Source organism: Rhodocaloribacter litoris, assembly GCF_011682235.2.
GTDB classification, from domain to species: domain Bacteria; phylum Bacteroidota; class Rhodothermia; order Rhodothermales; family ISCAR-4553; genus Rhodocaloribacter; species Rhodocaloribacter litoris.
Window position 1 is genome coordinate 912,499 of sequence record NZ_CP076718.1, and the last position, 13,687, is coordinate 926,185.

Below are 13,687 nucleotides of genomic sequence, written 5' to 3' on the forward strand. Positions count from 1 at the left end.
ACTAGACCGTACCGCTTTTCCCCACCCGGCCCGGCTCCGGGGAAACCACCCGTTCCAGAAGGTTGACGATACGCCGGTAAACGTCCTCAAAGCTTCCGACGCCGTCGATGCGGTAGAGCAGCCCGCGCGTTTCATAGAACTGCTCGACGGGGCTGGTTTCGGCCCGGTACACCTCGAGCCGTTTGCGGATGGCCTCCGGGCGGTCGTCCGGGCGTTGTACGATCAGCGCCGGGTCGATCCCTTCGGGAGGGGGCTTGAAGTCCAGGTGAAAGTTTTCGCCGGTCTCGCGGTGTACGCGTCGCTTCGAGAGCCGGTCCACGATCACCTCGTCGGGCACCTGCAGGCTGAGCACCGCGTGCAACGGGGCCTCGTGGGCTTCGAGGAACGCCTGGAGCCAGGCGGCCTGTTCGAGGGTGCGGGGGTAGCCGTCGAGCACGAAGTTGTCGTACCCGTTCCGGGCGATGGCGTCCTCGGCGAGCTTGCGGACGATGGCTCCCGGCACGAGCCGGCCGGCGTTGACGTAGTCCCGGGCCTCCCGGCCGACGGGGGTGTCGTCGCGCATGGCCTGGCGCAGGATGACCCCGGTGGAGATGTGAGCCAGGCCCCGCCGCTCCGCGAGCAGGCGCGCCTGTGTGCCTTTCCCCACACCCGGTGGCCCGAATAAGACGATCCGCATAGTCGATTTTCCTGATGCTCGCTCCAGGAGATGCACGATGCCGGCACGTCACCGGAGACCTGAAATGTTAAAGTTATGAATCACCGCCACGCGGCACAAACCGGCGGATGGGCTTCACAGAGCCTTCGCTCCTAGGCCTCCGGAGCCGGATCGCCGGCCCTGCCGTCCTCCTCCGGCTCGGAGGGCAGGTGCAGGCCCAGCCGGTCCACAGCCACTTCGATGGCGTTGCGCAGGACGATGCTGGTGAGCACCCCGCCGGCCAGCCGCAAAAGCGAGCGGAGTACGCCGTCCGCCTCGCGCCCCCCGTCGTCCGGCCGGACCAGCACAACCGGTGCCCGGCGCCGCAGCACTTCGTGCAGGGCCTCCTCGGGCGAGGCCCCCGCCTCCATGAGCGCCACCGCCTCGTCGGCAATCACCTCGGCGAGGGCATCGAGGACCATCGCGTCCAGCCGGGGAGCCTGCCGCCGGGTGCGTCGTCCCCCGAGCATCCATCCCAGCAGCAGCCCGCCCGCCAGCATGGCCCCCACCGCCACGAGGGGGTTGTCGAGCGCTTTCCGAAGCGATGCCCCGGCCCCGGCTACCTCGGCTTTGATGGCGTCGAGCCGCCGGGCAATGGCCTCATCCTTGCCTTTCAGGCGGGCTTCCACCTCCGCCCGGGTCAGGGTCTTTTCCATGACGAATCCTCAGGGTTGCAAACGCGTTCGGGCATCCGCCTCCGGCGGCGACGGGCGCGACGGCGCATCCGAAGCGGGCGACGACACCGGCGGTTCCGAACCCGCCTCGCGCACCTTGACGAGCCGCGGCCTCACGGCCCGTAGCAGCCCGGCCACCACGAGCAGCACCCCGGCCACCACGAGGAAACCCCAGGCACTGTGCCCCAGCCACGCTCCGAGTCCCAGCGCCGCCGCCGTCAGGGCAAAGACCAGCGCCAGCAACACCACCACCCCCAGCACCACCCCCAGCGCCGCCCGGTTCAGCCGCTCCTCGATCCGTTCCTCGATCTGAACCTGTACGAGCTGGATCTTGAGATCGACCCACTCCTTCACGTCCTCGACCAGTCCGCGCGTGTGCAGCGCAATGCGCTCCAGACGCGTGGCGTCGGAGGGAAGCTGCCGCTCCGGACCGGCACCGCCGGTCAGAGAAGGATGTTGCTCCGGTGTGTCCATGCAGACGTCCTCAGATAAACCTGCCCGCAAAGAATACTTATTTTTCACGCAAGGTGCGGCGTGCCCGTGCTAAAATGTGATGTATTCGCACCACCTGGGCCGGAACGCAGGCACGCCCGCCCCCCTGCCGTCAACAGCCTCGAAAGACCATGCCCGCTTTTCACTTTCATCCCACCCCGAATCCGAACAGCATGAAGATCACCCTCAGCGAGGGAACGTTCATAGCCGACGGGATGCTCTCGTTTGCCGGCGCCGAAGCCGCCCGGGACCACCCGCTGGGCGCGGCCCTCTTCGCCGTCGAGGGTGTGACCAACGTTTTCATCCTTCCCCAGTTTCTCACGATCACCAAGACCCCGGACGCCGACTGGGACGCGCTGATGGAGGCCGTCACGGCGGTGCTGGCCCGGCACTTCGAGGCGGACGGCTGAGGGCCTTCGATCCACGGACGGAGCGACGGGCAGGAACCGCATACGGCCTTCCGGGCTCCGGTTCTCCGTACCGCTTCGGCAAGCCGGGGGACCCTGATTAAAGGGTCGCCAGGAAGGAGCGGATGGCCGCGCCCAGGTCGTCCAGCGCAGGCCGGTGCATCTCGCCGGGCGGGACGACCGGCAGGTCCGGCGGCAGCGCCCGCCTTACCGCTGGCCGGGCCACCACGCCGGTGAGCACGGCCCGGTGGGCGGCCACCCACCGGCGCACGTCGTCGAGCCGGTCGTACTCGCTCCACCGGAGATGCCCCGGCGACTGGACCTCCGGGGCGCCCTTGCTGACGAGAAAGGAGGGGCCTTCGCCGTAGGCATGCGGCACGCCGAAGGCCTCGAGCAGGGCCTTCTGCATCTGCAGGGCGCCGGGCGTGCCGGGGTGTGGCGGAAAGACACTGCGAAAGAGGGCGAAGGCCTCCAGGTAAGGATCCGGGGAAAGATCGCGTGGCGCCCAGACCAGCGCCACGTTGCGGGGGCTCAACCCCTCGTACAGGAGCACGTCCTCGGCCAGGCGTTCCCGCTCTGCCGCCGTCTCTTGCCCGTCGAGTACCGCAACGGCGAAGCCGGACGGCACGCACAGGCACCGCCCGGACGGGAGGCCGTGCAACCGGCAGGCGGCCCGCACCTGTTCCTGCCGCGACCCGTCGCCATAGGCGATGAGGGCCTCCGCCTCGTCCCACAGCACGTCGTCCGGCACAAAACGGGCCGGCAACTCGGGCGCCGCAGCCCGCACCTCCGCCACGAAGGCCGGCAGCAACCCGGGCGACGCCGCCGCAACGACGCCCCGATAGCGGTGCCCGGCGAGTACGACGGCCAGCAAGGCTTCCAGTCCTTCGAGGGGCTCGCTCCCGGCGTGCAACACCCCTACCGTACGGGGCGGGCCCGTCGCCGGCTTCGTCCAGCCGGCCAGGGCCTCGTGTGTCAGGGCGTGCATCCGCTGGTTGACGGCAAAGGCGACGGCTTCCTCGGTGAACCGGTTCGGTGCCGCCAGCGTCCGCTCGACGGCCTCGGCCCGTGCCGGATGGTCAGGGTCGCGCCAGGCCCGCGCCACACGCGCCAGGGCGTCGACCCAGGACGCCTCCCCTTCAGGCATGGTCCCCTTCCTCCCGGCCATGCCGGTACCGGATGATACGCACCTTCTCCATCGTCACCAGCCCTTCCTTCACCGTCTCGTCGAGAAAAGGCATCAGCTCCATGATCTTCTCCTCGGTGTCGACGATCTCGATGACGACGGGCAGATCCTCGGAGAGACGCAGGATACGGGCTGTGTGGATCCGGCTGGCCGCTCCGAAGCCTTCGATCCCCCGCACCACGGTGGCCCCGGCCAGGTTCAGCGCCCGTGCCTTCTGCACGATGGCGTGGTAGAGCGCCTGCCCCTCGTGCCTGTCCGACTCGCCGATAAAGACACGGAGCAGGATACCTTCGTCGGGTAGTTTCACGGTTGCGACGTCGGGTTGGTCGGGCTTCTGCGCACACACGCGGCGAGGCCGACGGCGTGCCTTCCCTGCTACGCCGGGATTCCGGGCGTGTTCTTCCGGCTTTCCGTGCCCGCCCGGCGGGCCTCCCGGCCGGCGTCTCCCGCGCCCGGCCCCTTCCGCGAGGCAGCGCCCGGCTGCAGATGCCCCAGCAGCGTATCCAGGGTTTCCGCCTGCAGGCACAACTGCTCCGCCACCCGGGCCATCTCGTCGATTCCGCGGGTGGCCTCCTCCGTCACCGCCGCGATGCGCTGGATGGCCTGCACCACCTGCTCGCTCGTAGCCGACTGTTGCCCGGCGGCGGCGGCCATCTGCTCGATCTGCTGCACGACCTCCCGGGTTTCCTCGACGACACGGGTCAGCGCCGCACCCGCCTGGTCGGCGAGGCGCAGGCCGTCCTCCACCTCCTGCCGTCCTTCCCGCATCACCTCGACGGCGCCGGCCGTCTCCTTCTGGATCGAGCGGATCATCTCGCCGATCTGCCGGGTCGCCTGGGTGGTGCGCTCGGCCAGCTTGCGCACCTCGTCGGCCACGACGGCGAAGCCCCGGCCCTGATCCCCCGCCCGGGCTGCCTCGATGGCCGCATTGAGGGCGAGCAGGTTGGTCTGATCGGCGATCTCCTCGATGACGGAGACGATCTTGCCGATCTCGCCACTGGAAGCCCCGAGGTGTTCGATCTTTTCGGCCGAGCGACCGACGACGCCGGCGATCTGCCGGATTTTCTCGACCGTCTGCGCGACGATGGCCCCGCCTTCCCGGGCCACGGCCCCACTCTGCGTGGCAACTTCGGCGGTGTGCGCGGCCTGCCGGGCGTTCTCGGCGATGGTGCGCGCCATCTCCTCGAAGGCGGCTGCCACGGCACCGGTCTGCGCCGAGGCTTCCCGGACACCGCCGGCGAGCCGTCCCGTGGCCTCGCGGATCTGCATGGCAGCGGCTGCCGTGGTGCCGGCTGCCGCATGGATCCGGAGGAAGCGCTGCCGGAACCCGGTCACCATGCCGGCAACGGCCCGTTGCAGCCGAGCCGGCACGCCTCCCTCCTCCTTCGCCTCGACCTCAACCCGCAGGTCGCCTTCGGCCAAATGTTCGACCGTCACGGCGATCCGGTCCACCTCCCGGCACAGGTGCTCATACGTACGCTGAAGGGCCTCCTGCGCGGCCCGCCCGTGAAGCAACCGGGCGGCCAGCCGCGCGACGGCCGCCAGCAACGTCCCGTCCTTTTCCCGGAAAGCCTCTTCTTCCCGGCACCCGGCCAGGTACAGCCATCCGAGCCGGTGATCCCCACAGGTGAGCCGGATCCGGAAGGCGTCCTGCCCGCATCCGGTCTCTCCTTCGTCTCCGGCCTCTGCGGTGTCGAGGTCTTGCTCGTCGAGGTTCACGACGTGCCGGGCCTCGACGTGGCCGTTCCGGTCGTAGAGCACCAGGGCGGCGCCGCGGGCCCCGGTCATGGCGCGCAGTTCGTCCAGCAGCGCCCTCAGTGCCGCGTCACGGTCCGCAGCGTCCCCGAGCGCCGTCAGGCCTTCGACGAGGCGCGGCGTGTGCTCGAACCGGCGCTGCAGGCGGGCGGCCAGCACCCCGAGCGCCGTGCCGATCCGGCCCACCTCGTCCCGTCTCCGGGGTTCCACCGGGGCGTCCAGATGTCCCCCGGCCAGCCGGGAGACGAGACCTTCGAGCCTGCGAAGGGACTTCAGCAGCGTGCCGGAGAGGGAAACCATCGCCCCGCCGCCCAGCACGAGCGCCAGTCCCAGCATCCCCAGCATCAGCCGGCGCGCACGGCGGGCGTCCTCCCGGCGCGCCTCGACGAACGCGCCGAGGCGGGCCCCGGCCTCGTCCCGCAGGGCACCGAGCGCCTGCACCTGCGCCCGCAAGGTCTCTTTTGCAGCGACCAGTTGCTCAAAATCCGCGAGGTAGGCCTCGAGGCCCCCGAGGATGCTCTCCTTGATCCGGCGACGCAGCCAGGCCACCCGCGTCGCCTCAGCCAGCGCCGCAGCCACCTGCCGCACCTCTCCGACATACCGTTCCTCGCCCCGGAGCAGGTAGGCCTGCTCGGCCCGGCGCAACTGCAACAGCAGAAACTCGAGGTGCCGCAAGGGCGTCTCGCCGATGGCCGCCTCCACGATCCGGATGTGCTCGCGAAGCCGTGCGTCCAGCTTCCCCGCCGCCACCGCCTGTTCCTCCAGCCCGTGCAAAGCTTCCCGGTATTTCTTTCCCAGGCCGGCAAGCGATGCCGCCGCCTCACGCTCCGGCCGGGGGTCCCGTGTTTCGAACCGCTCGGGACGTGTGACGCGTCCCCGGGCCGCCCGGATAGAAGCGGAGTCGCCGGCGGTGATGAAACGAAGGGCTTCGGCGTAGGTGCGCTGCCAGTCGGCCAGGAGAGACCGGGCCTCATTCTCCTGCCGGAGCGCCTCATTCGCCCGCCAGGCGAACAACCCGGCACCGGCGAACAACGTGAGCATCAGACCGGCAAGGCCGAAAAGTTTGGTGCGAAACGTCATGGCATCGGTGCGACTGGGGTGGGTGTCGGGAACAGCAAAGACCGGGCCCGTTCAACGCCGTGCCTGCACACGCGCCCCGCAGGCCACCCCTTCGCTATCGGCCCTCTCCGGAAAAGCTCAAATGGGCCTCCGGTCGCCCGGCGCGGCTTCAGCGACAATCCGTCGCCCGCTCCTCTCGAACCAGCAGCGTCTCTTGAAGCCAGAACTCGCGCTCGTACATCCCCATATGCCCGTAGCGTCCCGGCTTTCCGGGGGTACCTTTCAGCCGCACAAACACCCGTGCGTAGGGCCCGGGGGCTACCTCATGATATCCGTCGGACAGCTTCCCGGCGGCTTCCCTGCCTTCCGGACCGGCAACGACCCACCAGGCCTCGCTGCGGCCGCAAGGCTGGAAGCTGTTCACCTCAAACCCCCAGCTGTAGAACCCCTCATAGAGGCCTGCCGCATCACCGGCGGGCTCCAGGAAAGTGCAGGCGGGCAGGACCAGCAGGACACTGAGAAGCAGAACGGGCCGGTACATGGCTCGGGGCGGCTGGTGCCGGAATATCCGATCGTTGGACACCACCCTCCCGCCGTTTATTCCTATCAGGAGTTACGCAATAGGCCACAAAGCCACCACGTTTCTCCCTTCCGCTTCGTGGCGCCCCCCACGACCAGGGAGGCGGCGACCCCCATCCCCCCTTCGGGGACCTTCCCCCTGCGTGGCCTGCGGCCAGGGGGAAGGGCTCGCAGGGCGTTTTTTGTTACCTTTAAAGCCCCTCCCCTTGCCAAGGGGAGGTGTCGCGAAGCGACGGAGGGGTCGTCCTGCCGCCGCACAGGGCTCAACTGCGTAAGTCTTACCTATCCTCCTTCGGCGGCCGGTTGCGGCATGGCCGCCGGGACCCCGGCTTCCGCCCGCCGCTTCCAGGTGCGCACCAGCCCGAAACCGCCCGCCGCCATGAGCACGACGGCCAGGACCTCCGCCTGCGTCACGCTCAGGCCGAACAGGTCGAACCGCACGTTGACCCGGATCTGCTCGATGAGGAAGCGTTCGAGCCCGTTCAGGACGAGGTAGAGCGAGAAGAGCCAGCCGCCGAGGAACGGGTGCCGGCGCAGTCCCCAGAGCACGGCGAACAGGAGCGCGGCCGCCACAAACTCGTAGATGGGCGTGGGGTAGACGGGAGCCCCCGAGAGGTCGACGCCCAGGATGTTGTTCGGATAGGTCTCGGCCCACAGCCAGACCGGCAGCCAGCCGGGGCGTGCGCTCAGGTCGGCGGGGATGCCCCAGTCGCCGTCGCCGGCGAGGTGACAGCCGAGGCGTCCGATGCCGTAGGCCAGCATCAGGCCGGGGGCCACGGCGTCGGCGACGGTCCAGACGGGCAGCCCTTTTTTGCGAACGTACCAGGCCACCCCGGCCGCCGCCACGATCAGCCCTCCGTAGAAGGTGAAGCCGCCCGTGGAAAAAAGCATCCCGAGCGGATCGGCCGCGAAGTCGCCCGGATTCTCCAGGATATGGAACAGCTTGGCACCGGCGAACCCACCGAAGACGGCGATGACGGTGAGGTTGCCCACGAGCAGGCCGGGCCGGACGCGCTGCAGGGTCTTCCGCACCCGGCTGCCTTTTTTCTCCCTGACCGGAAGGGGCACGGCGGGCAGCCGTCCCTCGGCATGGAGACGATCCAGCTCTTTCCGGCCGAGCCATGCGGCGACCAGAAAGGCCACGGCCACCATCGCGCCGAAGGAATAGATGGGCACGGGCAGTTCGAGCCCGAAGAGGTCGCTGAACAGATCGCTGAGGCGGGGATACATGGGCTTGGAGCCGTGCGGCTCAGGTTCGGGCGGGCACCGGGCCTTTGAGGTACGCCGCGAGGTCGTCGAAGGCGACGCCGGCCTGCATGCCGGTATCCATGGCCTTGACCTGGGCCCGGCGGGCGGCCAGCTCGTCCTGACCAATGATGACGGTGTAGGGTGCGTTCTGCCGGTTGGCCTCGCGCATCTGGGCTTTCATCGAACGCCCTTTCAGGTCGAAGGCGACCCGGAGGCCCGCTGCCCGGAGTTCCTGGGCCAGGCGGAAGACGTACCGGGCAGCCTCGTCGCCGAGGGCCACGAGGAAGGCGTCCGGCGGCGCCGGGCCGGGCAGGGCCGTCCCCTGCGCGGCGAGGGCGATGAAGAGGCGCTCGATCCCGGCGGCGAAGCCCACGGCGGGGACGGGTTCGTCGCTGCCGAGCTCACAGGCGAGCAGGTCGTAGCGGCCACCGCCGGCCAGGGCGCTCTGGGCGCCGAGGTCGGGGCTTTCGAGTTCGAAGGCCGTCCGGGTGTAGTAATCGAGCCCGCGCACGAGGAACGGATCTTCGACGTAGGCGATGCCCAGGTCGTCGAGGAGGCCTTTGAGGGTTTCGTAATGCGCCCGGCTTTCCGGGTCGATGAAGTCGAGCAGCACGGGCGCCCCGTCGAGCAGGCGGCGTTCCTTTTCGTCCTTGGTGTCGAGCAGCCGCAGCGGGTTGGTTTGCAGGCGACGGCGGCTCGTCTCGGAGAGGTCGGCGGTATAGGGGGCGAAGTAGGCCTGCAGGGCCTCCTTGTACCGGGGACGGCTGCCGGCATCGCCCAGGGTGTTGAGCCGCAGCGTGACGGCTTCGAGGCCGAAGGCCCGGTAGACGGCCAGCATCAGGGCGATGACTTCGGCGTCGGCCCGTGCGTCCTCCGCACCGATGAGCTCGGCACCGAACTGATGGAACTGGCGATAGCGGCCTTTCTGCGGGCGCTCGGCACGGAAACACGGCCCGATGTAGTAGAGGCGCTGTACCCCGCCCCTCTGATCGAGCCGGTGCTGGAGGTAGGCCCGCATCACGGGCGCGGTCACCTCCGGCCGCAGCACGTAATGGACGTCTCCGCGCTCGAAGGCGAACATCTCCTTCGAGACGATGTCCGTGAGCATCCCGACCCCCCTTGCGACGAGTTCGGTCGGTTCGAGAATCGGCGTGCGGATCTCCTGGGCGTGGAACCGCGCCATCACGTCGCGGACGGTCGCCTCCACATGCTGCCAGGCAGCCGCCGACGGGACGGCCGTACCGTCGGCATCGTAGGTGTCCGGCAAAATGTCGAACGTGCCGGTGATATTTTGAAACGTCGTTTTCACGAGAAATGGTGCAGTTGGCGAGGTTCTGCGGCCACGACACCGGTGCTGATGCGGCCTCACCGATACGGGTTTCAGCCTTCGAGCAGCGCCGCCTCCCCTTCCTCGATGATGGCGAGGACCTCCTCGGCGTCCGCGGCCCGGAGCAGCCGTTCCCGGAGGGCGTCCCGGTTCATCAGGCGCGAAATGCGGCTCAGGATCTTGATGTGCTGGGCCTTGGCCTCTTCGGTACCGACGAGCAGAAAAAGGATGCGCACCGGCTGATCGTCGATGGCATCGAACGCAATCGGCTCGGCGGTGACGGCCAGGGCCGCGACGGTCTTCTCGACCGCGTCGGTCTTGGCATGCGGCAGGGCCAGCCCCTTCCCCACACCGGTGGACATCACCCGCTCCCGTTCCCAGACCGCTTTCCGGACGGCCTCCAGGTCGCGCACCCCTGGCTGCCCTTGCAGCAGGTCGACGAGCCGGTTGACGACCTCTTCCTTGGTCTGCCCGGGAAGCCCGACGCGCACGACGTCGCGCCGCAAAAGCTGGTGAATATCGGTCACACTGGTCGACTGCATCTTCTTCGCCCTGATCCGGAACGTTGGGTGGAAACGATCTTCCCGGCATGTACACGCCGCGGGCACCGGGGTTCGCGCGCCCCGGCCCGTCCGGCCGGCACCGTTTCGCACGGTGCAATATACCACTGCCGGAGGCACTTCCTCACATCCTGGACGAGGTTTTCAACTTTCTCCCTCGACTTGCCGGAGCCGGTCGAGCACGTGCTGCATGTCGCCGGGCAGGGGAGCGGTAAAGTCGAGTGCGGCCCCGGTACGGGGATGGGTGAAGCCGAGCGTTCCGGCATGCAGGGCCTGCCGGGGCATGCGGGTGAAAAGGTTCGCGAAGAACGCCCGCCGCCTGCCGGTATCCGGCCCGTGCCGGATCTGCCGGCCGCCGTAGACGGGGTCGCCGAGGATGGGGTGGCCGAGGTGGCGGGCGTGCACGCGGATCTGGTGCGTACGTCCCGTCTCCAGCCGGAACTCGACGAGGGCGGTATGGGCCATGTGCTCCAGGGTCCGGTAGTTCGTGATCGCCGTCTTGCCGTGCCCGGGCCGGACGACGGCCATGCGCTTGCGGTCGCGGGGGTCGCGGCCGAGATGGGTTTCGATCCGTCCCTCGGGCGGGTCGGGGTGTCCCCAGACGAGGGCCAGATAGCGGCGGCGGATGGTGCGTCGTTCGAACTGGCGAGCCAGGTGCACGTGTGCCGCGTCGTGCTTGGCCACCACCATCAGCCCGGAGGTGTCCTTGTCGAGCCGGTGAACGATGCCGGGCCGGAGGGCGGGATCTCCGGGTCCGGCCGGAGCGGCCCCCACAAGCGAGAGCCCCACCGCCTCGTCGTCGGTCTCCTCTTCGTCTTCCAGGTCCTCGACGGCGAGCGCCCGCCCGCCGACATGGTGCAGCAGCGCATGCACGAGCGTGCCGGTGCGATGCCCGTACGCCGGGTGCACCACCATCCCCGCCGGCTTGTTGACGACGAGCAGGTCGTCATCTTCGTACACGACGTCCAGCGGGATGGGCTCGGGAACGATGACCAGCGGCGGCGGCCGCAACACCCGGCAGACCACCACGTCCCCCGCCTGCACGGTATACGAGGCTTTCGTCGCCACCCGGCCGTTCACCGTCACCCGTCCTTCCCGGATGCCGCGCTGCACTTTCGCCCGCGTGGCGTTCTGGATCGACCGCGTCAGATACACGTCGAGCCGCTCGCCCTCCCGATAGCCGGGCGGGACCTCGAAAGTCAGGATGGTCTCTATCTTTTCCGCCCGCTCCACGGTAAAAATCGATCTCTTTTTCCCGGCGGCTGTAACCTGGGCGGAAGATCTCCGTCCAAGCATTCGAGACGGAAAAACCGGCACCGGTCGGTTTCCGTCGGTATCTGGCACCTCCAGATCGCCCGGCGCCATGGTGGGGGCGCCGGGCTTTTTTGTCTTTTCCGGGGCCGGTGTTCCGCCCGCTTTCAGGCCCGGAAGAACTGCTTGCCGGCCATTTGCCGCACGAGCCCTTTGAATTCGAGGTTGAGCAGGTAGACCAGGGCGGTTGACGGGTCGAGCCCCGTGCGGGTGCACAGCGTGTCGATATGGACGGGGGTGGTGTCGTCGAGGGCGTCGTAGAGGCGTCGCTCGAGCGGGTCGAGCGCCGGCGGGGGGACCGGAGCCGGCTCGTCCGGCGGCTCGTCCAGGATCAAGCCCAGCTCGGCGAGCATGTCTTCGACGGAGAGCACGAGGCGGGCGTATCCCTGCTGGATGAGGCGGTTGCTGCCCACGCCGGCCCTGCTGTGGACCGGGCTCGGCACGGCGAACACCTCCCGGTTCTGTTCGAGTGCCAGGCGGGCCGTGATGAGCGCACCGCCCGTCTCGAAGGCCTCGACCACGAGTGTGCCCCGCGTCAGGCCGCTGATGAGGCGGTTCCGGCGCGGAAAGTTCGGCGCGTCCGGTGCGGCGCCGAGGGCGTACTCGGAGAGGAGGGCCCCCTGCTCGATGATGGCCTGCGCCAGACGGGCGTGCCGGGCCGGGTAGATACGGTCCACGCCGGAGCCCAGCACGGCCAGCGTTCGCCCGCCGGCTTCGAGGGCTCCCCGGTGCGCCGCCGCGTCGATCCCGTAGGCCAGACCACTGACGACCGTGAAGCCATGCCGCGCCAGTCCGGCGGCAAAGTCGTAGGCCACCTGCTTGCCATAGGCGGTGGCGCGGCGCGTCCCCACGATGGCAATGGCCTTCGCATCGGCCTCGGCCAGCGTGCCCCGCACCCAGAGAAACGCCGGCGGGTCGTAGATCTCCCGGAGCAGCGGCGGGAAAGCCGGGTCCCAGGCCGTCACGAGGGTCGCGTCCACCCGTTCGGCCCGCTCGAACTGCTCCGTCACGGCCGCGTGCCCGTCGAAGGCGGCCACGGCGGCAGCCGTCTGCGGGCCGATGCCCGGCACCGTGGCCAGGACCCGCGCCGGCGCCTGCAGGGCGGCCGCCGCCGACCCGAAACGCGCCACCAGCGAACGGATACGCCCCGGTCCCACGCCCGGCGCCATCGACAGCGCCACCAGCGCCTCCTTCTCCTGGCGCTCGTCGAAACCTGCCTCCGCAAACAGAGAGGGCCCCATGAGCCTCCGGGTTCGAGGTCGTCCAAAGCGCCGGAAAGATACGTATTCGCTAGGGCTTTCGTTCAACACCCGGCGGCGAGTTCCTCCCTCAACCGGTCACCCCGGCTTCCCGGACGGCGCGGACCTGTTCCCAGAGGGCCCGGCGGAGCGGCTCCAGCCCCAGCCCGGCGACGGCGCTGATCGGGAACACCGGCAGGGCATCCGGCAAGGCGGCACGGACCCCGGCCGCACGGTGCTCCCGCTCCCCCGGCGGCAACAGGTCGATCTTCGAAAGAGCCACCACGCGGGGCTTGCCGAGCAACGCCGGGTTGAAGGCTTCGAGCTCACCCAGCAGCGCCCGGTATTCCGCGGCAGGGTCTTCGGACGTGACGGGCAGGACGAACAACAGCACGGCGTTGCGTTCGATGTGCTTGAGGAAGCGGACCCCGAGCCCCTTGCCCTCATGCGCCCCTTCGATGAGGCCGGGCAGGTCCGCCATCACGAACGAGGCATAGGCCTCCACCGAAACGACCCCGAGCGCCGGCTCGAGCGTGGTGAACGGATAGTCCGCCACCTTCGGCCGGGCTGCCGAAAGCGTGGCGAGCAGCGTGCTCTTGCCGGCGTTGGGAAACCCGACCAGCCCCACGTCGGCCAGTAGCTTGAGCTCGAGCGTGACCTCGCGCTCCCGGCCGGGCTCACCCGGTTGCGCGAAACGCGGCGTCTGCCGCGTGGAGGACTTGAAAAAGGCGTTTCCCCTGCCGCCACGCCCGCCCTGTGCAAGCACCACCCGCTCCCCGGGCGCCACCACCTCCCCGATGAATTCACCCGTGTTCGTGTCCCGGACCACCGTCCCGACCGGCACGCGCAGCACGATGTCCTTCCCGTCCCGCCCCTTCCGGTTGGCCCCGCTGCCGGGCTGCCCGTTCTCGGCAAAGTGGTGGCGGTTATACCGGAGGTCGAGCAGGGTGTAGAGGTGCGGATCCGCCTCGATGAGCACCGAGCCGCCGTCCCCGCCGTCCCCGCCATCGGGCCCCCCCTTCGGCTGGAAGCGGGCCCGCCGGAAGGAAACCGCACCAGCCCCTCCTTTGCCGCTCCGTACCGTGATCGTAACGTAATCGACAAACTTCATCGCATACCATGTCAAGCGCTCCGGGGCCACACGCGCCCGGCTCCCC

General features: G+C 69.2%; 14 protein-coding genes. 1 reads left to right on the forward strand and 13 read right to left on the reverse strand.

Going from position 1 to position 13,687, the window contains the following annotated elements; genetic code table 11:
* Position 1: 1 nt before the first annotated feature.
* The 3 genes from GQ464_RS03845 to GQ464_RS03855 all read right to left on the reverse strand — a co-directional run bounded on the left by GQ464_RS03845 (position 2) and on the right by GQ464_RS03855 (position 1,842).
* Positions 2-676, reverse strand: a complete 675-nt coding sequence (locus GQ464_RS03845) for an adenylate kinase (protein WP_166974663.1) — start codon at positions 674-676, stop codon at positions 2-4.
* 131 nt (positions 677-807) lie between these two features.
* Positions 808-1,350: a hypothetical protein gene (locus tag GQ464_RS03850; RefSeq protein ID WP_166974660.1), complete on the reverse strand. Its 543-nt coding sequence runs from the start codon at positions 1,348-1,350 to the stop codon at positions 808-810.
* 9 nt (positions 1,351-1,359) lie between these two features.
* A complete protein-coding gene (locus tag GQ464_RS03855; protein WP_166974657.1) occupies positions 1,360-1,842 on the reverse strand; it encodes a phage holin family protein in 483 nt (160 codons plus the stop codon).
* A gap of 149 nt (positions 1,843-1,991) precedes the next feature.
* On the opposite strand from GQ464_RS03855, the gene GQ464_RS03860 reads away from it, so the two are divergent.
* Complete coding sequence (locus GQ464_RS03860; RefSeq protein ID WP_166974654.1) at positions 1,992-2,270, forward strand: NifU N-terminal domain-containing protein; 279 nt, start codon at positions 1,992-1,994, stop codon at positions 2,268-2,270.
* Positions 2,271-2,367: 97 nt separating this feature from the next.
* Here the strand turns inward: GQ464_RS03860 and GQ464_RS03865 are convergent, their stop codons facing one another.
* The 10 genes from GQ464_RS03865 to obgE all read right to left on the reverse strand — a co-directional run bounded on the left by GQ464_RS03865 (position 2,368) and on the right by obgE (position 13,641).
* Complete coding sequence (locus GQ464_RS03865; RefSeq protein WP_166974651.1) at positions 2,368-3,414, reverse strand: aldehyde dehydrogenase family protein; 1,047 nt, start codon at positions 3,412-3,414, stop codon at positions 2,368-2,370.
* Positions 3,407-3,760, reverse strand: coding sequence for a DUF190 domain-containing protein (locus tag GQ464_RS03870; RefSeq protein ID WP_166974648.1), 354 nt, complete (start codon positions 3,758-3,760; stop codon positions 3,407-3,409). The genes GQ464_RS03865 and GQ464_RS03870 overlap by 8 nt, the downstream gene beginning before the upstream one ends.
* Before the next feature lie 68 nt (positions 3,761-3,828).
* A complete protein-coding gene (locus GQ464_RS03875; RefSeq protein WP_166974645.1) occupies positions 3,829-6,288 on the reverse strand; it encodes a methyl-accepting chemotaxis protein in 2,460 nt (819 codons plus the stop codon).
* 148 nt (positions 6,289-6,436) lie between these two features.
* Complete coding sequence (locus tag GQ464_RS03880) at positions 6,437-6,808, reverse strand: hypothetical protein (RefSeq protein ID WP_166974642.1); 372 nt, start codon at positions 6,806-6,808, stop codon at positions 6,437-6,439.
* Positions 6,809-7,128: 320 nt separating this feature from the next.
* On the reverse strand, positions 7,129-8,076 hold the full coding sequence (locus tag GQ464_RS03885; RefSeq protein WP_166974638.1) for a prolipoprotein diacylglyceryl transferase: 948 nt from the start codon (positions 8,074-8,076) through the stop codon (positions 7,129-7,131).
* Between the two features lie 19 nt (positions 8,077-8,095).
* Entirely contained in the window at positions 8,096-9,403 is a 1,308-nt protein-coding gene (hisS, locus tag GQ464_RS03890; protein ID WP_166974635.1) for a histidine--tRNA ligase, read from the reverse strand.
* A gap of 71 nt (positions 9,404-9,474) precedes the next feature.
* Positions 9,475-9,963 carry a PTS sugar transporter subunit IIA gene (locus tag GQ464_RS03895; protein WP_166974632.1) on the reverse strand — a complete coding sequence of 163 codons (489 nt, stop codon included), beginning with the start codon at positions 9,961-9,963 and terminating at the stop codon, positions 9,475-9,477.
* Between the two features lie 162 nt (positions 9,964-10,125).
* Positions 10,126-11,214, reverse strand: a complete 1,089-nt coding sequence (locus tag GQ464_RS03900; protein ID WP_228350572.1) for an RluA family pseudouridine synthase — start codon at positions 11,212-11,214, stop codon at positions 10,126-10,128.
* Positions 11,215-11,399: 185 nt separating this feature from the next.
* Positions 11,400-12,533 (reverse strand): DNA-processing protein DprA, encoded by a 1,134-nt coding sequence (gene dprA / locus GQ464_RS03905; RefSeq protein WP_166974626.1) that lies wholly within the window; start codon positions 12,531-12,533, stop codon positions 11,400-11,402.
* Positions 12,534-12,621: 88 nt separating this feature from the next.
* Positions 12,622-13,641: a GTPase ObgE gene (gene obgE, locus GQ464_RS03910; RefSeq protein ID WP_166974623.1), complete on the reverse strand. Its 1,020-nt coding sequence runs from the start codon at positions 13,639-13,641 to the stop codon at positions 12,622-12,624.
* Positions 13,642-13,687: the final 46 nt, after the last annotated feature.